19 protein-coding genes, 1 tRNA gene and 1 other RNA gene are annotated in these 17,679 nt (G+C 58.9%); 11 read left to right on the forward strand and 10 right to left on the reverse strand.

Translation table 11 applies throughout. From position 1 onward, the window contains the following. Positions 1-220: 220 nt before the first annotated feature. Complete coding sequence (locus PHI30_RS04465; protein WP_300024435.1) at positions 221-349, forward strand: hypothetical protein; 129 nt, start codon at positions 221-223, stop codon at positions 347-349. A gap of 46 nt (positions 350-395) precedes the next feature. Here PHI30_RS04465 and PHI30_RS04470 read toward each other — a convergent pair. The 4 genes from PHI30_RS04470 to PHI30_RS04485 all read right to left on the reverse strand — a co-directional run bounded on the left by PHI30_RS04470 (position 396) and on the right by PHI30_RS04485 (position 4,693). Then, positions 396-469: transfer RNA gene (locus PHI30_RS04470), tRNA-Gln, on the reverse strand. 114 nt (positions 470-583) lie between these two features. Beyond that, positions 584-1,456 carry an ATP-binding protein gene (locus tag PHI30_RS04475; protein ID WP_300024437.1) on the reverse strand — a complete coding sequence of 291 codons (873 nt, stop codon included), beginning with the start codon at positions 1,454-1,456 and terminating at the stop codon, positions 584-586. A gap of 80 nt (positions 1,457-1,536) precedes the next feature. Beyond that, complete coding sequence (gene cls / locus PHI30_RS04480; RefSeq protein ID WP_300024439.1) at positions 1,537-3,099, reverse strand: cardiolipin synthase; 1,563 nt, start codon at positions 3,097-3,099, stop codon at positions 1,537-1,539. Positions 3,100-3,244: 145 nt separating this feature from the next. Further along, entirely contained in the window at positions 3,245-4,693 is a 1,449-nt protein-coding gene (locus PHI30_RS04485; RefSeq protein WP_300024441.1) for a nicotinate phosphoribosyltransferase, read from the reverse strand. 200 nt (positions 4,694-4,893) lie between these two features. Here PHI30_RS04485 and PHI30_RS04490 point away from each other — a divergent pair, with 200 nt between their 5' ends. After that, positions 4,894-5,733 carry a BadF/BadG/BcrA/BcrD ATPase family protein gene (locus tag PHI30_RS04490; protein WP_300024443.1) on the forward strand — a complete coding sequence of 280 codons (840 nt, stop codon included), beginning with the start codon at positions 4,894-4,896 and terminating at the stop codon, positions 5,731-5,733. A 129-nt stretch (positions 5,734-5,862) separates the two neighbouring features. Here the strand turns inward: PHI30_RS04490 and PHI30_RS04495 are convergent, their stop codons facing one another. From PHI30_RS04495 to smpB, 6 genes are all read right to left on the reverse strand, one after another. Beyond that, positions 5,863-6,057, reverse strand: coding sequence for a hypothetical protein (locus tag PHI30_RS04495; protein ID WP_300024445.1), 195 nt, complete (start codon positions 6,055-6,057; stop codon positions 5,863-5,865). A 157-nt stretch (positions 6,058-6,214) separates the two neighbouring features. Further along, positions 6,215-6,578: a transfer-messenger RNA gene (gene ssrA, locus PHI30_RS04500) on the reverse strand. 87 nt (positions 6,579-6,665) lie between these two features. Then, complete coding sequence (locus PHI30_RS04505) at positions 6,666-7,424, reverse strand: SDR family oxidoreductase (RefSeq protein WP_300024447.1); 759 nt, start codon at positions 7,422-7,424, stop codon at positions 6,666-6,668. A 33-nt stretch (positions 7,425-7,457) separates the two neighbouring features. Next, positions 7,458-7,991 carry a peptidylprolyl isomerase gene (locus tag PHI30_RS04510; RefSeq protein WP_300024449.1) on the reverse strand — a complete coding sequence of 178 codons (534 nt, stop codon included), beginning with the start codon at positions 7,989-7,991 and terminating at the stop codon, positions 7,458-7,460. A gap of 21 nt (positions 7,992-8,012) precedes the next feature. After that, a complete protein-coding gene (locus tag PHI30_RS04515; protein WP_300024451.1) occupies positions 8,013-8,483 on the reverse strand; it encodes a hypothetical protein in 471 nt (156 codons plus the stop codon). Further along, complete coding sequence (smpB, locus tag PHI30_RS04520; RefSeq protein WP_300024453.1) at positions 8,483-9,043, reverse strand: SsrA-binding protein SmpB; 561 nt, start codon at positions 9,041-9,043, stop codon at positions 8,483-8,485. The genes PHI30_RS04515 and smpB overlap by 1 nt, the downstream gene beginning before the upstream one ends. 64 nt (positions 9,044-9,107) lie before the next feature. On the opposite strand from smpB, the gene PHI30_RS04525 reads away from it, so the two are divergent. From PHI30_RS04525 to PHI30_RS04565, 9 genes are all read left to right on the forward strand, one after another. Further along, positions 9,108-9,656, forward strand: a complete 549-nt coding sequence (locus PHI30_RS04525; protein ID WP_300024456.1) for an NUDIX hydrolase — start codon at positions 9,108-9,110, stop codon at positions 9,654-9,656. 25 nt (positions 9,657-9,681) lie between these two features. Further along, a complete protein-coding gene (locus PHI30_RS04530; RefSeq protein ID WP_300024458.1) occupies positions 9,682-10,392 on the forward strand; it encodes a response regulator in 711 nt (236 codons plus the stop codon). A gap of 81 nt (positions 10,393-10,473) precedes the next feature. Next, positions 10,474-12,264: an ATP-binding protein gene (locus tag PHI30_RS04535; protein ID WP_300024460.1), complete on the forward strand. Its 1,791-nt coding sequence runs from the start codon at positions 10,474-10,476 to the stop codon at positions 12,262-12,264. A 29-nt stretch (positions 12,265-12,293) separates the two neighbouring features. Further along, positions 12,294-13,586 carry a hypothetical protein gene (locus PHI30_RS04540; RefSeq protein ID WP_300024462.1) on the forward strand — a complete coding sequence of 431 codons (1,293 nt, stop codon included), beginning with the start codon at positions 12,294-12,296 and terminating at the stop codon, positions 13,584-13,586. Between the two features lie 25 nt (positions 13,587-13,611). Beyond that, positions 13,612-14,418, forward strand: coding sequence for a hypothetical protein (locus tag PHI30_RS04545; RefSeq protein WP_300024465.1), 807 nt, complete (start codon positions 13,612-13,614; stop codon positions 14,416-14,418). 226 nt (positions 14,419-14,644) lie between these two features. Continuing rightward, complete coding sequence (locus PHI30_RS04550) at positions 14,645-15,943, forward strand: UDP-N-acetylglucosamine 1-carboxyvinyltransferase (RefSeq protein WP_300024467.1); 1,299 nt, start codon at positions 14,645-14,647, stop codon at positions 15,941-15,943. Positions 15,944-16,055: 112 nt separating this feature from the next. Next, complete coding sequence (locus tag PHI30_RS04555; RefSeq protein ID WP_300024470.1) at positions 16,056-16,856, forward strand: MBL fold metallo-hydrolase; 801 nt, start codon at positions 16,056-16,058, stop codon at positions 16,854-16,856. After that, positions 16,844-17,326: a 23S rRNA (pseudouridine(1915)-N(3))-methyltransferase RlmH gene (gene rlmH, locus PHI30_RS04560; RefSeq protein WP_300024473.1), complete on the forward strand. Its 483-nt coding sequence runs from the start codon at positions 16,844-16,846 to the stop codon at positions 17,324-17,326. The genes PHI30_RS04555 and rlmH overlap by 13 nt, the downstream gene beginning before the upstream one ends. A 14-nt stretch (positions 17,327-17,340) precedes the next feature. Continuing rightward, positions 17,341-17,661, forward strand: coding sequence for a hypothetical protein (locus tag PHI30_RS04565; protein WP_300024476.1), 321 nt, complete (start codon positions 17,341-17,343; stop codon positions 17,659-17,661). Positions 17,662-17,679 lie beyond the last annotated feature (18 nt).

Genomic DNA, 17,679 nt, shown 5'->3' on the forward strand with positions numbered 1-17,679 from the left:
CATACCACGGTTCTTTCAGATTGAGGGAACCAGCTATCATGTCTGTGAATCCATTTACCATTTACAATCACCTGTACCAGTATAGCACAGACCTTTTCATCAACAAACTTTGGAGTTGAGCCAAAAGAAACCAAGTATGTCCTACAAGATATTTACGAGCTGAGCCAGTACAAGGATACTTTGTGCGATGTGCTAAAGCGATACCTATAAGGAGACCACAATGCACAACGAAGAAAAGATTTTGCAACTACTGGAGCAGCAGGGCAAGGTGCTGGAGGACGAGATGCTTTTCATGAAGTCCGTCATTAAGGCCACGCAGGCCATCAAAACCGTCTGTACCCACGGATAGCAAAAGAAAAGTCCTGAAACCTTGTGGTTTCAGGACTTTCTTCTTTTGGCAGCGGGTGAAGGATTCGAACCCTCACATACAGAGTCAGAGTCTGCTGTGCTACCTTTACACAAACCCGCTATCTCCGCTCGCCGTAGCGAACAGATATTATTATACAAGAAAGAGCTTTTTTGTCAATAGAAATTTCAAAATTTCCTATTTATTTTTTCTTTTTGGCCCCGTTTCCTTCCGCCCTTACATCTCCGACTCCCCGCCAAACAGCGCCGCTTCCTCATAAAAATCAAGGAACGAATGCGCCTGCCCCCGGCATTTAAAGCCAGGGAACGTATCCAGCTGCACGCCGTGAATGGCCTGGAATATGCTTTTTTCGATATTGGGGTTGGTCTTTTTCAGCTCCCGCAGCAAAAGCTTGATCTCCTGCCGCTTGCTCTCCCCCACGCCGTCTCCGGCAGCGTCCCGCTCCTCCGTGAAGCGGCAGGCGCATTGCAGGAAGCGGAGGTGATTATAATTCTTCCAAGCGATCACGGCGTCCTCATGCACGCAGTAGAGCGGACGGATCAGCTCCATACCCGGGAAGTTTTTGCTGTGGAGCTTCGGCGGCATCGCCTGCATCTGGGCGCCGTAAAAAAGGCCCAGCAGCGTGGTCTCCACCACATCGGAAAAATGGTGGCCCAGCGCAATTTTGTTGCACCCCAGCTCCTGCGCCTTGGCATAGAGGGAGCCGCGGCGCATCCGCGCGCAAAGATAGCAGGGGTTTTTATCCACCTGCGTGGTGACCGTGAAAATATCGCTTTCAAAAATGGTGACGGGAATGTCCAGCAGCGCCGCGTTGGATTCGATCAGCGCCCGATTTTCCGCGTTATAGCCCGGGTCCATGACGAGAAAGGTCAGCGCAAACGGCTGCTCGGTATGCCTTTGCAGCTCCTGCATCAGCTTGGCGAGCACCATGGAATCCTTTCCGCCCGAAATACACACCGCAATATGGTCGCCGGGGTCCACCAGCTCATACCGCTTCACGGCGGCGATGAATGGATTCCACAGCGTCTTTCGATAGGTTTTGATAAGACTGCGCTCCGCAGTCTCCAGTTGTGTCAGCTCGCGTGACATATTGGCCTCCCAACATCAGTGCGGGAGCCGGAGCCTATTCCCGCACTCCGGTATCCCGCGCAATCTCATTTCATCAATTCTCAGATCCAGACCGCCCCCAGCCGCAAAATGGAGGCAAAGCTGCGGCGGAACCAGGAGCGGTCGTTCCACTCCTCCAGCGTATACAAAGCGCTTTGCGCCATGATGCTGTCCAAATCCTCCAGCAATTCCTCCACCACGGGCATATGGTAGAGCATCACGCCGCATTCGTAGTGCAGCTGGAAGGTCCGGTAATCCATATTGGTACTGCCGATGAGGGCGGCTTCCCGGTCCACCATGACGCTCTTGGCGTGCAGAAAGCCCGGCGTATACTTGTAGATCTTCACGCCGTGGCGCAAAAGTTCGCCCCAGTAAGTCTCCGCCACCAGATAGGTGAGCTTATGATCCGGCGTCCCGGGAATCAGCAGCCGCACATCCACGCCCGAGTCCGCCGCGATGCAAAGCGCCTTTTGCATGGACTCCTCCACCGCGTAATACGGCGTGGTGAGATACAGCATCCGTTTGGCGGAGCCGATCATTTGGAGATAGGTCTCCTCGATGGGGTTATCGGGGTTATTCAGCGGCCCGTCGGTAAAGGGCTGGCAAAAACCGGCGGCGGCCGGCGCTTCATGGCGGGGACGGTAATAGTCATCCTCATTCTGGAGCGTGCGGCCCATCATCTTCCACATCTGCATAAACTGGGTGGCAAAGCCCCAGGCGCCCTCGCCCTCCACACGGACGGCGCTGTCCTTCCAATGGCCGAACCGGACGATCAGGTTGGCATATTCATCTGCCACGTTGATGCCGCCGGTATAGGCAAACTGCCCGTCGATGACGGCGATTTTCCGGTGGTCGCGATAGTTGAAGTAAATGCGGTTCACATATCGGTGGACTGGGTTGAACACCTCCACCTCGATCCCGGCGTTCTGCATTTTTTGAAGGGTATCGTCCGAGAGGCGGGTCAGATTTCCGAAATCGTCGAAGATGATGCGCACCTCCACGCCGGCGGCCGCCCGCTCCCGCAGCACGGCGAACATCCGGTCCCACACCCGGCCCTCCGCAAGGATATAATACTCCAGAAAGATATACACCTCTGCCTGGGAGAGGTGCTGAATCAGATCGTCAAAAAACGCCGCGCCGTCCCCAAAATACTTTGCATCGGTATTCCGACAGAGAGGGAAGCCCCGTTTCTGGAGATAGGTCGCCACCCGCCCCCACGCCGGGGACTGGTGATTCAGGCGGCTGAGGTTGGCCTCGCTGCCCATGCGCTGGCTCTCGCGCTCGGGCGTGGGAGAAATTTTCAGTAAGCTCAGGCTTTTGGCCTGATGGGTGCCGCCCCACAGGCAAAAGAGGATCATGCCGGATACCGGCAGCGCCAGCAGCAAACACATCCACGCCAACTTATAGGAGGGGCTGCCGGGCCGCTGATACACCCGGATGGCCACGATGGCGCCGGCAAATTCCAAAATTGCATAAACATAGCTGGCCTTTTCCCGCAGGAAATACGTCAGCAGCAGCGTGGTGGCGATCTGTGCCAAAACGGTGAGCACGCACATGGAAATACTGGTCGCTGCGGAAATGCGCCGCTCTATCCGCTCCGTCGGCTGCGGCAGGTTCTTATGCATAGGCATCCACTCTCCTTGTCTCTCTTCTCTCTACCGGAAGTGTCCCGATTTTATGGTGAATTATTATATTATAATGGAAAACCCAAAATTCTTCAACCGCGATTGTGTAAACAATGCAGCCCCGCCCGAAGGCGGGGCTGCACATTCAGCAATTCTCGTGCAACAGTCTCTGCTTGATCTCCCACAGGCGCTGGGACAGGTCCACATAATAGTTGTGCGGATTCTCAAAGCGCTTCACCTCATCCCAGAGCGTTTCTACCTGCTCCTGGCAATAGGCCTGTATTTCCTGAAGGGAGGGCTGCCGGTAGACCAGCTCGCCGCCCCGAAACACCTGCACCTGCAAGGGCTTTGCAGTAAAGCTTGTAAAGGTCTTTCGCTTCCATGTGGCCTGCGGATCAAACAGCTCCAGCGGCTTGGAGTCATCCACCGGCTCATCCCACACGGTGATATAATCAGCCTCTGCCTTGCCGGTAGCCCTGTCAAAAATCCGATAGGTCTTTTTGAAATGAGGATTGGTGATCTTGTCCACATTCTCGCTAACCTTGATTTTCGGAAGGATGTTGCCGGCGGCATCCTCCACGGCGGCCAGCTTATAAACCCCGCCAAAGACCGGCTGGCTGCTGGCGGTGATCATCCGCTCGCCCACGCCGAACAGGTCCACCTTTGCGCCTTGCAGCAAAAGGTCCCGGATAATATATTCGTCCAGCGAGTTGGACGCAGAGATCTGGCACCCCTCCCAGCCGGCATCGTCCAGCATCTTGCGCGCCTCCCGGGTGAGGTACGCAATGTCCCCGGAATCCAGCCGAATACCGCACTTGGTGATCCCCCGGGGGCGGAGGACCTCATTGAAGGCGCGGATAGCGTCTGGTACGCCGGACTTCAGGGTGTTGTAGGTGTCCACCAGCAGCGTTGCGTTGGTGGGATAGACCTCGCAATAGGTCCGAAAGGCCTCATACTGGCTGTCAAACATCTGGACCCAGGCGTGGGCCATGGTGCCGCCGGCGGGAACCTGATAGAGCTGGTCGGAAATGGTGCAGGCCGTTCCCTTGCACCCGCCGATATAGGCCGCGCGGGCGCCGGAGATGGCGCCGTCGGTGCCCTGCGCCCGGCGGGAACCGAATTCCAGCACCGTCCGCCCCTGCGCCGCCCGGACGATCCGGTTGGCCTTTGTGGCGATCAGGCTCTGGTGGTTGATGGTCAGCAGCGTAAAGGTTTCGATCAGCTGGGCCTGAATGGCGGGCGCCCGCACCGTGACCACCGGCTCACGCGGGAAAATGGGCGTTCCCTCCGGAATCGCCCAGATATCGCCCGTGAAGCGGAAATCCCGGAGATACGCCAAAAACTGCTCGGAGAACATCTGCTTTTCGCGCAGATAAGCAAGGTCCGCCTCCTCAAAACGCAGGTTTTGAATATAGTCGATCAACTGGCTCAGCCCGGCGCAGATGGCGAAGCCGCCCTTGTCCGGCACGTCCCGAAAAAACACATCAAAATACGTGATGCGGTCCTGATAGCCCGCCTGAAAATAGCCATTGCCCATGGTCAGCTCATAAAAGTCGCAGAGCATGGTCATATTTAACTTCTGTTCGGTATTCATACTGCACCTCAAAAACAGTTGTTTTGTGTCTTGTCACTTGACTTGATTATAGACGGGTGTCCCCGGAAAAGCAATTGCTTTTCTCCACTTTTGTCAACAAATTCTCCAATTCCGATTGACAGAGCGCTTCTCCTTCCCTATGATGGGAGGAAAAAGGCGCCGCGGTCTCCGCCGCCCGAAAAAGAAGGGACTTCACTTACATGGACGTCATTTTGGGAATTGATATCGGCGGCTCCACCACCAAGATCGTGGGTCTGCGGACTGACGGGGAAATCGTATCCATGCTGCGTGTCCGGGCGGAGGATCAGGTAACCAGTCTGTACGGCGCGCTGGGCAACTACCTCACCAGTAACGCTTTGACGTTGCGAAACGTGCGGCGGGTGGTGCTCACCGGCGTTGGCGCCAGCTTTGTGGAGGGGGACATTTTCGGAATCCCCACCTGCAAGGTAGACGAATTTTCCGCCAGTGGGACCGGCGCGCTGGCGCTGTCCGGTCAGGAAAAGGGCGTGGTAGTGACCATGGGGACCGGAACGGCCTTTCTTTGGGCGGAGAAGGGTCGGGAGGTTCGGCACCTTTGCGGCAGCGGTATCGGCGGCGGGACATTAGGCGGTCTTTGCCGGAAGCTGGTGGGCGCGGAGCGCTTCGGTCAGATCAAGCATCTGGCGGAGCAGGGCGATCTGGGCAAAGTGGATCTCACCATCAAGGACCTCTCTCAAAATCCGGCCGCCACGCTGGACCCGGATCTGACCGCCGCGAACTTCGGCAATCTGGCGGAGGACGCCTCCCCCGCCGATCTGGCGGCAGGCGTGGTGAATCTCGTGCTGCAATCCATCGGCATCATGACGGTGCTGGCCTGTCAGGCCTGCGACACCAAAACGGTCATTCTCACCGGCGCCATGACCACTCTCCCCCAAGCCGCCGACAACTTCCAAAATTTTGAGCGGCTGTTTGGGTATCACTACCTGATTCCCGAAAACGCCACCTTCGCAACCGCCATCGGTGCGGGATTGTGCAGTCTGCAAAAAAAGGCGTCGGAATGACCGCGTCCTTTTCAAGGATACCCGCAAAAAAGAAAAGACATCCGACCGGATGTCTTTTCTTTTTGAGAGGTCTGTATAGCAATGGTATTCTATCCGATTTTCGCTTTTTTCGGTCAGCTGCTTGCGCAATCACTTTTTATCCGCCGCAATCCCGTCTTCATCATCGTTTTCATTGCTGCTGATAAACATCTCTTCTGTTGTCTGCTGTGCCAATTTCAGCTTCTCGGTGATGGTTACCAAGGCTTTCGTTGTGGCATCTAACACATCCATTGCTGTTGCCATCCTTCCTGCCAAATGGTAATACATTGCTTTGTAATCCGGCATGTCAAGCCCTCCCTTAAACACTTTAGATAGGATCCCTCGTTCCCTCGCGGCAAAGCGTAAGCGCAGCGGGTTTGTCGCGAAAGCGAAGAAATTCCCTGTCCGACTAAGAAGCCTCGCCCGCAGGCGGGGATTCGTGCTAAACAGGGAATTTCAGAACTGGTGGAGATGGCGGGAGTTGAACCCGCGTCCGAAAGCGCTTGAACGGGACTTTCTCCGGGCGCAGACGGTTATTGCGGGAGTCTTTCTCCCTGTTCCCTTTCCAAACGGCAAACCGTCACGCCGTCAGGTCGGGTAAGCTTCATGATGTGTGGTGCAGGCAAAGCTTACTGCGCTCACATTTACCGCTAAACGACGCCCTTCCCGGCTCGCGGTCCTTCCGGGTCGGACGGCTGCCTTAGTTAGGCAGCAATAGCAACTGTGTTGTTGTTATTTAATTTATAAAAGTTGCCCGTTTTATGGCGGTCAGGCGCCGCCGCCCGCTGGTCCCGCCTCCACACCCCCGTCGAAACCGGTACATCCCCGTATTTCGACCGCGCAGCGGCGGAATCTTGCTACCCAGAATCATAACACACTTCCCCATGAAAGTGTGTTACGATTCTGTGACATTTTCAGGTTTTTGCAAGTTTGGCCATCAGCCCTGCCGGTGTGACCTTTGCCAGGACCCGATAAAACTTATAGACGAGGCGCGGCGTGTAAATCGTCCGGCCCGCCCGCGCCGCCCGGAGGGCGCCGCCCGCCACCCGCACCTGATCGCAGTAAGGCAGCGTGGCAAACATTTTGGAGTTTCCGGCAATTCCGCCCACATCCAGAAATTCGGTTTTCATGGGGCCCGGGCAGACCGCCGTCACGGTGACGTCCCGGGCGCGCAGCTCCTCGGCAAGGCCGATGGTAAAGGAGGACACATACGCCTTGGTGGAGGAGTAGACAGTCATGCGGGGGTTCGGGCAGAAGGAGGCGATGGAGGACACGTTCAAAATCGAGCCGCCCGTCGCCATGTAGGGCACCGTCATATTGGTGACAGCCGTCAGCGCCCGCACGTTCAAATCCACCATCCGCGTCTGGGACGCGGTATCCATCTCGCCCACCCGGCCAAGATACCCGCAGCCGGCATTGTTTACCAGCAGCACGACTTCCGGCTGCTCGGCGCGCAGCTTCTCCTGATAGGCCATGAAGCTCATGGCGTCGCACAAATCCAGGCTAAGGCACGCCACCGTCTTTCCCGGCAGCGCCTCAGCAAGCTCTGAAAGCCGCTCCGAGCGCCGCGCAATCAGCCAGTAGCTTTCCACCTCGGGAAACACGTCCGCGATCTGGCGGACAAACTCACGTCCCAGTCCGGAGGACGCGCCGGTGATGATCGCCGTTTTCATCCGGAATCCCTCCTAAATAATTGTTCTTTGCGCTCAGTGGGTCTCGGGAGCGGGATAGTCCACGCCCAGCGTATCCACCCGGACAGACTGGATGACAACGTCCTTCTTCGGCTTGTCGTTTGCCATGTTCCGGGGCACGCGGGAGATGTCGATGGCGATTTCATCCCCTTCGGTCAGCTTTCCAAACGCGGCATACTGTCCGTCCAGATGGGGCGCAGGCGCCACCATCAGGAAAAACTGACTGCCAGCAGAGTTGGGCGCCATGGTCCGAGCCATGGAAAGGACGCCGGTGGTATGGACCACATCGTTCTGACGGAAGCCGTTGGCCGAAAATTCGCCGTTGATCTCGTAGCCGGGGCCGCCCATGCCGTTGCCATTGGGGCAGCCGCCCTGGATCATGAAGCCGGGAATGACGCGGTGGAAGATCAGGCCGTCGTAAAAGCCTTTGTTGGCAAGCGCGATAAAGTTATTGACGGTGTTGGGCGCCTTCTCGGGATACAACTCCGCCGTCATGACGCGGCCATCGGCCATCGTAAAGGTGGCAATGGGATTTTTCTGATCGGACATAAAAAATCGTTCCTTTCTTATTTAAAGATCCGCGGTGACATGATGCGCCTTCAAATAGGCGATCATCACCTGGAAATTTTCCATACTGCGGTCGAACCGGGCCAAAAGCCGGCCCTCCTCGGACAAAAGCTTTGGATTTTCGCTGATATCCTGGCGCACCGTGGCAATGTCGGACACCTGAAACTGGACGGCCTGTCCGAAGAGATTGGCGTATCGCAGCGTCTCCCCGTCCACCTCCAGCCGGTGGTTCTTATAATCCAGCAGGACCGCGATCCCCGCCAGCACGCAAAAGACGCCGGCAATCAGCGTCTCCCGGCTCTGGGCAAGGCCCTTGGTCAAAATATTTTGCGCCGACACGCCTCCAAAGACGAACACCAGCACGAGGCCCATGGCCAGCATGGACCGATTCCTCCGGACCACGAATTTCTCCGGAATCTGCTGGAGGGGGATACCCTCTGGACTCTGTGATTTTTTGCCGGGAAACAGGCTCATCAGCGGTTCCTCTCTTTCATTGTGCGGTCGATCTCCCGGTTGGCGTCCCGCTGCGCGGTGGCCGCCCGTTTATCGTAGTTCTTTTTGCCCTTGCAAAGACCGATCTCCAGCTTTACCCGGGCGTCCCGGAAGTAGACCGACAGGGGAATCAGCGTGTAGCCGTCCTGCTTGACCAGTGCATAAAGCCTTCCAATTTCCCGCTTGTGCATCAAAAGCCGCCGGACGCGGACCGGGTCCTTATTAAAGACATTTCCCTTTTCATAGGGGGAAACATGCATTCCGTGGACGAACAGCTCCCCATCCTTGATGGTGCAGTACGCGTCCTTCAGGTTCAGCGTACCGGCTCGGATGGACTTGACCTCCGTGCCGAAAAGCTCCACGCCGGCTTCAAATTTTTCCTCCACGAAGTAGTCGTGGAACGCTTTGCGGTTTTGCGCGGCGATCTTGATTCCCTTTTTCTCCGTGGGTCTCACCTCGTTTTCTCTGGCGTCTTGCAGAGTTATACTATACCACGCCTGCGCGCAATCTTCAAGAGGAAGAACGGTCTTTGCAATTTCCATGGACCGTGTTATAATAACGAATCATTGACTTCTATTTCAGATATTAAACGTGAGGTGTCATGCGATGAATGATTTGATTGACCTGACGGAAAAGACGCTCAGCCGGGAAGAAAAATACGCGGGGCCGCTTTTCAGCGTCCACTCGGACAAGGTGCTGCTGCCAAACGGACACACTTCCTACCGGGAGGTGGTGGAGCATGTGGACGGGGTGGCAGTGCTTGCGCTGGACGAGCGGAACAACGTGCTCACGGTGCGTCAGTACCGCTATGTATTCGGCAGGACGCTTCTGGAGCTTCCCGCCGGCAAGCTGGACCCCGGCGAGGACCCGGTGACCGGCGCATTGCGGGAGCTGAAGGAGGAGACCGGCGCCGTGCCGGATACCTTTTTGCCGCTGGGCCGCATCCTCCCCGCCCCCGGCTGTTACAGCGAGGTTTTGCATCTGTTTTTGGCCCGGGGGCTCCACATGGGAGAGCAGTGCCTGGACCCGGATGAGTTTTTAAATGTGGAGCGCATACCGTTTGACGAAATGGTGCACCGGTGCCTCAACGGCGAGATCGAGGACGCAAAAACGGTAGCCGCCGTACTCAAAGCGAAGGTACAGCTGAATCTATAACCCACGAAAACGCAAGGAGGTACTTATGGACTATCAGAAAACCGTTTTGATCGTTGAGGACGAAAAAAACATTGTGGATATTCTGCGGTTCAATCTTCAGCGGGAGGGCTATCAAACCTGTGAGGCCTACGACGGGACCGACGGTCTGGAAAAGGCCCGCGCCCGCCGCCCGGATCTGATTTTGCTGGACGTGATGCTGCCGCAGATGAACGGCTTTGACGTGTGCCGCGCGCTGCGGCAGGAGGGCGACAACGTACCCGTTATCATCCTCACCGCCCGGGAAGAGGAGACTGACAAGGTCCTGGGTCTGGAGATCGGCGCCGACGACTATATTACAAAGCCCTTTTCCATGCGGGAGCTGATCGCCCGGGTGGGCGCCAACATCCGCCGCACCGCCATGGCCGCCCCCGCCGCCTCCGCGTCGGACACCGCCATGCCCGTGGCCGGGGACCTCTCCATCAACACCGACAGCCATCAGGTGTTCCGCGGCGGAAAGGTCATCGACCTCACCCAGCGGGAATACGAGCTTTTGACCTTTCTTGCAAGCCACCCCAACAAGGTGTTCTCCCGGGTGGATCTGATGGAACAGGTGTGGAACTACGGCTACGTGGGAGACGATGTGCGCACGGTGGATGTAACGGTCCGCCGACTGCGCGAAAAGATTGAAAACGACCCCGCGACCCCTCTTTATATTTTGACGCGGCGCGGCGCGGGATACTATTTCGCGGTACCCTGACCGCCCCTTCCCCGCCCCGTTTCATCCCCCGCGCACTTCCAACAGGAAGGACGGTGATCCGTCTTGTTTCGCAGTCTGCACATGAAGCTGACACTCATCATGCTGCTGCTCATCACCTCGCTGATGGCAGTGGTGGGTTCCTTTTTGACCACCAGCGTCTCCAGCTTTTATATCAACACCTTCTATCAACAGATGAACGACGTGTTCGGGTCCGACCGCCGCGACTTCGTGTCTACGCTTCGCAGCGAGGCGGCGCAGGCGGACGGGGCCGACCGCATTCTGGGGATTCTGAAGGCCAATGCCGGGTCTCTCGGCATTGATTACCGCACCCGGAACTACTTTGTGCTGGACGGTACCGACGGCACCTATCTGGGCGGCTCCGCCGACGCCTCCGTCCTCCCCCGGGAGCAAAGCGCCAATCTGCTGACCGCGCGGAACGCCGTGGTCCAGAAAAACGAGACCGTGGCAGGAGATGAAAGCGACATTACCGCCGATTACATGGATCTGGCGATTCCCATTCTGGGGGGCGAGCACGCCTACATCATCTACGTTCTGGACAACAAGGACGCTGTGTCCGACCTGAACAGCCAGCTTTCCCTGCTCATCATGCAGGCGCTCATCATCGGGCTTTTGATCTCCGTGCTGCTAAGCTTCCTGCTGTCCAAAACCATGGTGGACCCCATTGAGAAGCTGACCGCCGGCGCGGAAAAGGTTGCCGCCGGCGACTTTGACAGCGCCCTGCCTGTGGAGTCCACCGACGAGATCGGCATTCTCACCGGCACCTTTAACGAAATGGCGGGCGTGCTCCAATCCACACTGGCCGCCATGGAAAACGAGCGCAACAAGCTGGACACGCTCTTCCTTCACATGACCGACGGCGTGGTCGCCTTCGACCACGCGGGCACGCTGATCCACTGCAATCCCGCCGCCACGGAAATGCTCCACCGCGTTGTGGATGAAACCTGCACCTATGACGAGCTTTTCGGCACGCTGTATCCGTTTAGTCAAATGCTCTCCCTCCAGCGGCCCAACTACGCCGAGGCGGAGATGAAGGTGGATGAACGGACGCTGGAGCTGTTTCTCGCGCCCTTCTCCGATCAGGAGAGCGGCGGCGTCCTCATCGTTCTCCACGATGTGACGGAGCAGCACCGCAACGAGGAGCGGCGAAAGGAATTTGTGGCCAACGTCTCCCACGAGCTGCGCACCCCCCTCACCAACGTCCGCAGCTACGCGGAGACGCTGCAAGACTCCGGCGGAGATATCCCCCTTGAGATGTCCAACAGCTTTCTGGACATCATCATCACGGAGACGGACCGCATGACGCATATCGTGCAGGACCTTTTGACCCTCTCCCGGCTGGATGCCGGAAACACAGAGCTCTCGCTCTCCCGCTTCCCCTTCGGGGAGGCCATCGAAAGCGTGGTCCGGGCCAACGCGCTCAACGCCCGCCAGCGGGGTCAGGAACTGCGCTACACGCCGCCGGAAAGTCTGCCGCTGATCGTGGGCGACCGGAGCCGTCTGGAGCAGGTCATGATGAACATTATCGGCAACGCCATCAAGTATACCCCTGACGGCGGGCACATCCGCGTCACCGCCGATTCCACGGAGGAGCAGGTCTTTATGGACGTCTGCGACGACGGCATCGGGATTCCAGAAGAGGACCGGGAGCGCATTTTCGAGCGCTTTTACCGGGTGGACAAGGCCCGTTCCCGGGAGTCCGGCGGTACCGGTCTGGGGCTTTCCATCGCCCGGGAGATCGTGCAGCGCCATCACGGCTCCATCGCGCTGGCTCCCCACGAAGGCCCCGGCACCACCGTCCGGCTGACGCTTCCCATCGCCCAGGAGCGGGGCGGACGGACGCAGACACCGTAGCCCAGACTCATTTGAAAGGAGGCGCGCGTATGAAAGAGGACCCCCGGGACCGAAAAGATTTTTTCCAGAACATCGCCATCGCGCTCCTCTCCCTTTCCGCGGCGGTCCTCATGCTGCAACCCCAGCTGTCCAGTCTGTGGGACAGCACCGCCGGTTCCTCACTTTCTCAGTTCCTGACGCCGCCGGCCTCCTCCGGCGCTGCAGTCGGCGCCCAGTCCACCGTGCTCTCCGCCCCCGTCCGCATTGCCGTCACCGGGACCTACGGCCGCTATGGCAACGTGTCCCTTGTGACATCCGACGAGAGCTTCCTCCCTCTTGGCAGTCTGCTGGGCGAGGCGCTTGGCTCCGCAAAGGCTTACGCTCCCTGCACGCAGCAGGATTTTTTGGACGCGCTGGCGCACACCTCCGTCTATTATGATTTTCTCTCCCCCCTGCCGCTGCCCATTTTAGCCGACCAAATTGGCGCGGGCGCCAAAAGCTTTCTGCAAGCCCGGTGCTTGATCCTCTCGAAAACTGCGGAGTCAGGGCTTTCCCTCTACCTCTGGGACGGCAGCGACAACTATCAAGTCTCCTCCACTGCCGTCTCCACCAGCGATCTGGATGCCGTCATCAACCGGTATGAGTTGGGCAATGCCGTCTTTGCCTTCGACCAAGCGGAGTCGGACAATGATTTCACCAATGTCGCCCCCTGCTCCCTGTTCCTCCCGGACGCCCTTCCGGAATTTCCGGCCCTCCACGGGGGAAACCCGCTTACGGAAACCGATTCGCTGCTCACCTCCTTGAAATTCAACCCCAGAACCAACTACCGCTATCCGGAATCTGACGGCACGGAGGTGGTGGTGGAGGGCGACCGCTCCCTGCGCATCGGTCCGGACGGGACCGTCCTTTACCGCAGCGGCGGCGAGAGCGCCCTCACCCTGGAGAGTGCGAACAGTGATGCGCCCACGGTGCTGGAGATTGCCCACGGCGCCACCGCCCTGGTCAGCGCACTGCTGGAAAACACCGGGGATGCGGAGCCTTATCTCCAAAGCTTTGTGCAAAACGGCGCCTCCGCCGTGCTCCGCTTCGGCTATCAGGTGAACGGCGTCCCCATCCGTTTTTCCGACGGCAGCTGTGCCGCGGAGCTGACGGTGGACGGGGCCGCCGTCTCCTCCCTCTCCCTCCGCTTCCGGCAGTACACGCTCTCCGGCGGAACGGCTTCCCCGCTTTTGCCGCTGCGGCAGGCTCTGGCCATTTCCTCCGATGAGGAGGGCGCGGAATTATCCGTCGGTTATGCGGACGGCGGCGGTTCCACGCTGAATATCTGCTGGCTCTCAGACTGAATTTCTACGAAAAAGGAGGACCTTTATGGACCGATACCGCCTGAAAAACATCATCATTTTGATTTTGGTCCTGATGAACTTCTTTCTTCTTTCCTCACTGGCGCTGCGGGAATCCAGAAAAAACTCTGCGGACCGGACCGCCGCGCAGCAGCTGAGCGCCCTCTTTGCCGCCGACGGGATCACGCTGGACCCCGCCGTCATCTCTTCGGAAACGCCGCCCACCGGACGCACCCTGGTCCGGGATGCCGCGCTGGAACGACAGGTTGCCGGCGTGCTTTTGGGCAACCAGCTCTCCCGTTCGGATCAGGGTGGCGGCATTTCCACTTACAGCAGCGACCGGGGCGCCGCCCTCTTTCGCGCCAGCGGCGGCTTTGACGCCAACGGCACGCTGTCCACGGACGCCGCCGCTTTCTGCCGGAGCTTTTGCAAGGAATTTCAATTTGAGGAACCGGTCTTTCAGCTTGATGGCGACGGCAACGGCACCGCCCACGCCGCCCGGCTCTATGACGACGATCCCGTGTTCAACTGTACGCTCACCTTTAAAATTTCCGGCGGCACGCTGACCGCCGTCAGCGGAACCCTGCTGCCCGACGCCTTCACGGAGGTTACCTCCGAAGTCGAGCTGCTTTCCGCCTCCGCCGCCCTGACCGCCTTTTTGAAAATGCGCCGCGAAACCAGCGCGGTGGTCTCTTCCGTGACGGACCTGTATCCCTGCTTCGAGCTGCAAAGCTCCGCTTCCGTCCCCATGGCGCTGGTTCCGTCGTGGTGCATCGTCACAAATACGGTCAACTATTATGTAAACTGCGTGACAGGCGCTGTCACTTTTTTGTGAATTTGGGGCAAGGGTGTCTTGTTTGCACTTTTTATGGAAACCGGGCAGGAATGATTTGCAATTCCTGCCCGGTTATGGTATAGTGTCCACGGGTGAATTTGCTGGGCAAGAACTGCCCGCCCCATATCCGATTGCTGGTATGAAGTGTCACCATACGGGCAAACTGTTTTTATGAAAACAGTTTGCCGATACCAAAGAATCTGTTCCTTGAAGAGAGGGTCAAATCTTGACGAAGTATATTGTACAGGGCGGAAAGCCCCTGTTTGGCGAGGTGGAGATCAGCGGCGCGAAAAATGCGGCTGTGGCCATCATTCCCGCCGCGCTGTTGGTGGACGGCGTTTGTCGGATCGAAAACATCCCCCAGATTTCCGACGTCACGTTGTGTCTGCGCATTCTGGAGCAGCTTGGTGCCTCCATCCGCAGCATCAACCCCCACACCGTGGAAATCGACTGCCACTGCATCCATTCCACCCGGACCAGCTATGAGCTGGCCCGGAAGATTCGCGCTTCCTACTATCTCATCGGCGCGCTGCTGGGCCGTTTCGGTCAGGCGGAGGTCGCCATGCCCGGCGGCTGCAACTTTGGCGTGCGTCCCATCGACCAGCACGTCAAGGGATTCACCACGCTGGGTGCCAAGGTGGTGGTCGAGGGCGGCTTTATCCACGCCTCCACGGAAAGCGGCCGTTTGAACGGCGCCAACATCTATCTGGATGTGGTGTCCGTGGGCGCCACCATGAACATCATGATGGCGGCCGTCATGGCCCAGGGCGTCACCGTCATCGAAAACGCCGCCAAGGAACCGCATATCGTGGACCTTGCCAACTTCCTCAACTCCATGGGCGCCAACGTGCGCGGCGCGGGTACGGACACCATTAAGATCCACGGCGTGGACCGCCTGCTGGGCGGCAGCTACGCCATCATTCCGGACCAGATCGAAGCGGGCACCTACATGGCCGCCGTGGCCGCCGCAGGCGGTCAGATTCTGGTGAAGAATATTATTCCCAAGCACATGGACTGCATCACTGCCAAATTGCAGGAGTGCGGCGTGGAGGTGGAGGAACGGGAGGACACGCTCTTGGTCCGCCGCACCGGCAAGCTGCAAAAGGCCAACGTCAAAACGCTGCCCTACCCGGGCTTCCCCACGGACATGCAGCCCCAGATCACCACGGTCCTCACCCTTGCCGAGGGGACCTCTCTGGTGACGGAAAGCGTTTGGAACAATCGCTACCGCTATGTGGACGAGCTCAAGCGCATGGGCGCGTCCATTCAGGTGGACGACAAGACCGCCGTAGTGGAGGGTGTCGACCACCTCACCGGCGCGCCCATTCAGGCCTGCGACCTGCGGGCGGGCGCCGCTCTGGTCATCGCCGCTCTGGCGGCGCAGGGACAAAGCGAGGTCAGCTGCGTGCAGTATATCGAGCGCGGCTACGAAAACATTGTGGAAAAGCTCCAGGCGCTGGGCGCCGACATCCGCGCCGTGGAGGAGCCGGGCGACGCGGAGGAACTGGAAGCGCATATCGGGTAAGCCCGCTCCTCTTTATTGAATTACGCTTGCGTCCGCTGAGGAGGATGACGACCCTTTGTCGGCGTTCTCTTGAGCGGACGCTTTTATTATCAGAAAAACGAGGGATTCACTTTTGACCACTGTACATACGCTTGCCAGCGGCTCCTCCGGAAACGCGCTGCTGCTCACCTGCAACGCCACTCACCTGCTGATCGACGCGGGCATCTCCTGCCGCCGCATCACAGCCTCCCTGCGACAGCTGGGCCTTGGGCCGGAGGATCTGGACGCCGTTTTCATCACCCATGTCCACACGGACCACATTTCTGGGCTGCAAACGCTTTTAAAGCGCACCGCCTGCCCCGTGTCGGCCTCGGAGCGCACCTGCCGGGAGCTGGAATACCGCCTTGCCGGCATTTCCGACCGTCTTTCCCCGCTCCCCCTCTGCCGCCCCGTTTCCCTTGGCGATTGTACGATCACCGCCTTCCCCACCTCTCACGACGCCCCCGGCTGCTGCGGCTACCGGGCGGACACGCCGGACGGCAGCGTGGGACTTTTGACGGATACGGGGTACGTGACGGGCGAGGCCGGGGAAATTCTGCCCGGCGCGGAGCTGGTTTTTCTGGAGGCCAATCATGACCCGGAGGTCCTGCGCAGCGGCCCCTATCCCTACTATCTCAAACAGCGGATTCTGGGCCGGGAGGGCCATCTCTCCAACGCGGATGCCGCCCAGTTTGCCGTCACCTTGGCGCAGCGGGGGACCCGGGAACTGGTTTTGTCCCACCTGAGCCGGGAGAACAACACCCCCGCCATGGCCTTGCAGACCGTGGAGACCGCGCTCTCCGCCGCGGATATAGACCCGGAGCTGTCCGTTGCGCCCCGCAGCGAGCTGAGCGGGCCCCACACCGTTTGCAGGAGGCCGCTATGCAAAAAGTGACGATTTTGTGCGTGGGGAAGCTGAAGGAAAAGTTTTATACCGACGCCGCGGCGGAATACAGCAAGCGCCTTTCCCGCTTTTGCAAGCTGGAAATCACGGAGCTTGCGGAGGAGCGGCTTCCGGAGAACCCCTCCCCGGCCCAGATTGAAGCCGCCCTTGCAAAGGAGGCCGCCGCTCTGCGCGGAAAGCTCCCGCCCTCCGCCACAGTCATCGCCATGTGCGTGGAGGGGCAGCTGCGCTCCAGCGAGGAATTGGCCCGCCTGATGTCCGGCAGCGCCGACCGGGGTGAGAGCCACCTGGTCTTTGTGATTGGCGGGTCCTTCGGACTGCACCCCTCCATCAAAGCGCTGGCGGCGGAGAAGCTCTCCATGTCCCCCATGACCTTCCCCCATCATCTGGCCCGGGTCATGCTGCTGGAGCAGATCTATCGGGCCTATCAGATCAATGCCGGAAGTCGGTATCATAAATAGAAGGTGATTTTTTCATGGAACAGGCAAAGGATTTTTGGGCCAGATCGGAGGGCATTCCCGCGAACTGGCCCCGCACCGCCGACGGAACGCCGGAACCCGCCGCCCATTTGACGGTCCAGTGGGAGCTGGACGCCATGGCCGACATCACCCTCTCCCTGCTGGACGGCTGCGGCATCCCCGCCTTCAAATCCGGGACGCTGGGCAAGGTCCTCTTCGGCTTTGCGGGCCAAGGTGCGGACCTCTATGTGCCCCAGTCCCGCTTGGCGGAAGCGCAGGCACTGCTACTTCAGCCGGACATGCAGGAAGGCCCCGTATCCGACGAGGACGCGCCCTGAGCTGCCCGCCGCTCCCCC

The organism is Oscillibacter sp., assembly GCF_028693505.1.
GTDB lineage: Bacteria > Bacillota > Clostridia > Oscillospirales > Oscillospiraceae > Oscillibacter.

Excerpts from the sequence above, each read along its gene's own strand:
- PHI30_RS04465 (WP_300024435.1), top strand. The coding sequence starts at position 221 with ATGCACAACGAAGAAAAGATTTTGCAACTACTGGAGCAGCAGGGCAAG.
- PHI30_RS04565 (WP_300024476.1), top strand. The coding sequence starts at position 17,341 with ATGGAACAGGCAAAGGATTTTTGGGCCAGATCGGAGGGCATTCCCGCG.
- PHI30_RS04490 (WP_300024443.1), top strand. The coding sequence starts at position 4,894 with ATGGACGTCATTTTGGGAATTGATATCGGCGGCTCCACCACCAAGATC.
- PHI30_RS04485 (WP_300024441.1), bottom strand. The coding sequence starts at position 4,693 with ATGAATACCGAACAGAAGTTAAATATGACCATGCTCTGCGACTTTTAT.
- PHI30_RS04525 (WP_300024456.1), top strand. The coding sequence starts at position 9,108 with ATGAATGATTTGATTGACCTGACGGAAAAGACGCTCAGCCGGGAAGAA.
- PHI30_RS04535 (WP_300024460.1), top strand. The coding sequence starts at position 10,474 with ATGAAGCTGACACTCATCATGCTGCTGCTCATCACCTCGCTGATGGCA.
- PHI30_RS04545 (WP_300024465.1), top strand. The coding sequence starts at position 13,612 with ATGGACCGATACCGCCTGAAAAACATCATCATTTTGATTTTGGTCCTG.
- smpB (WP_300024453.1), bottom strand. The coding sequence starts at position 9,043 with ATGGAAATTGCAAAGACCGTTCTTCCTCTTGAAGATTGCGCGCAGGCG.
- PHI30_RS04505 (WP_300024447.1), bottom strand. The coding sequence starts at position 7,424 with ATGAAAACGGCGATCATCACCGGCGCGTCCTCCGGACTGGGACGTGAG.
- PHI30_RS04540 (WP_300024462.1), top strand. The coding sequence starts at position 12,294 with ATGAAAGAGGACCCCCGGGACCGAAAAGATTTTTTCCAGAACATCGCC.
- rlmH (WP_300024473.1), top strand. The coding sequence starts at position 16,844 with ATGCAAAAAGTGACGATTTTGTGCGTGGGGAAGCTGAAGGAAAAGTTT.
- PHI30_RS04475 (WP_300024437.1), bottom strand. The coding sequence starts at position 1,456 with ATGTCACGCGAGCTGACACAACTGGAGACTGCGGAGCGCAGTCTTATC.
- PHI30_RS04495 (WP_300024445.1), bottom strand. The coding sequence starts at position 6,057 with ATGCCGGATTACAAAGCAATGTATTACCATTTGGCAGGAAGGATGGCA.
- PHI30_RS04515 (WP_300024451.1), bottom strand. The coding sequence starts at position 8,483 with ATGAGCCTGTTTCCCGGCAAAAAATCACAGAGTCCAGAGGGTATCCCC.
- cls (WP_300024439.1), bottom strand. The coding sequence starts at position 3,099 with ATGCATAAGAACCTGCCGCAGCCGACGGAGCGGATAGAGCGGCGCATT.
- PHI30_RS04510 (WP_300024449.1), bottom strand. The coding sequence starts at position 7,991 with ATGTCCGATCAGAAAAATCCCATTGCCACCTTTACGATGGCCGATGGC.
- PHI30_RS04530 (WP_300024458.1), top strand. The coding sequence starts at position 9,682 with ATGGACTATCAGAAAACCGTTTTGATCGTTGAGGACGAAAAAAACATT.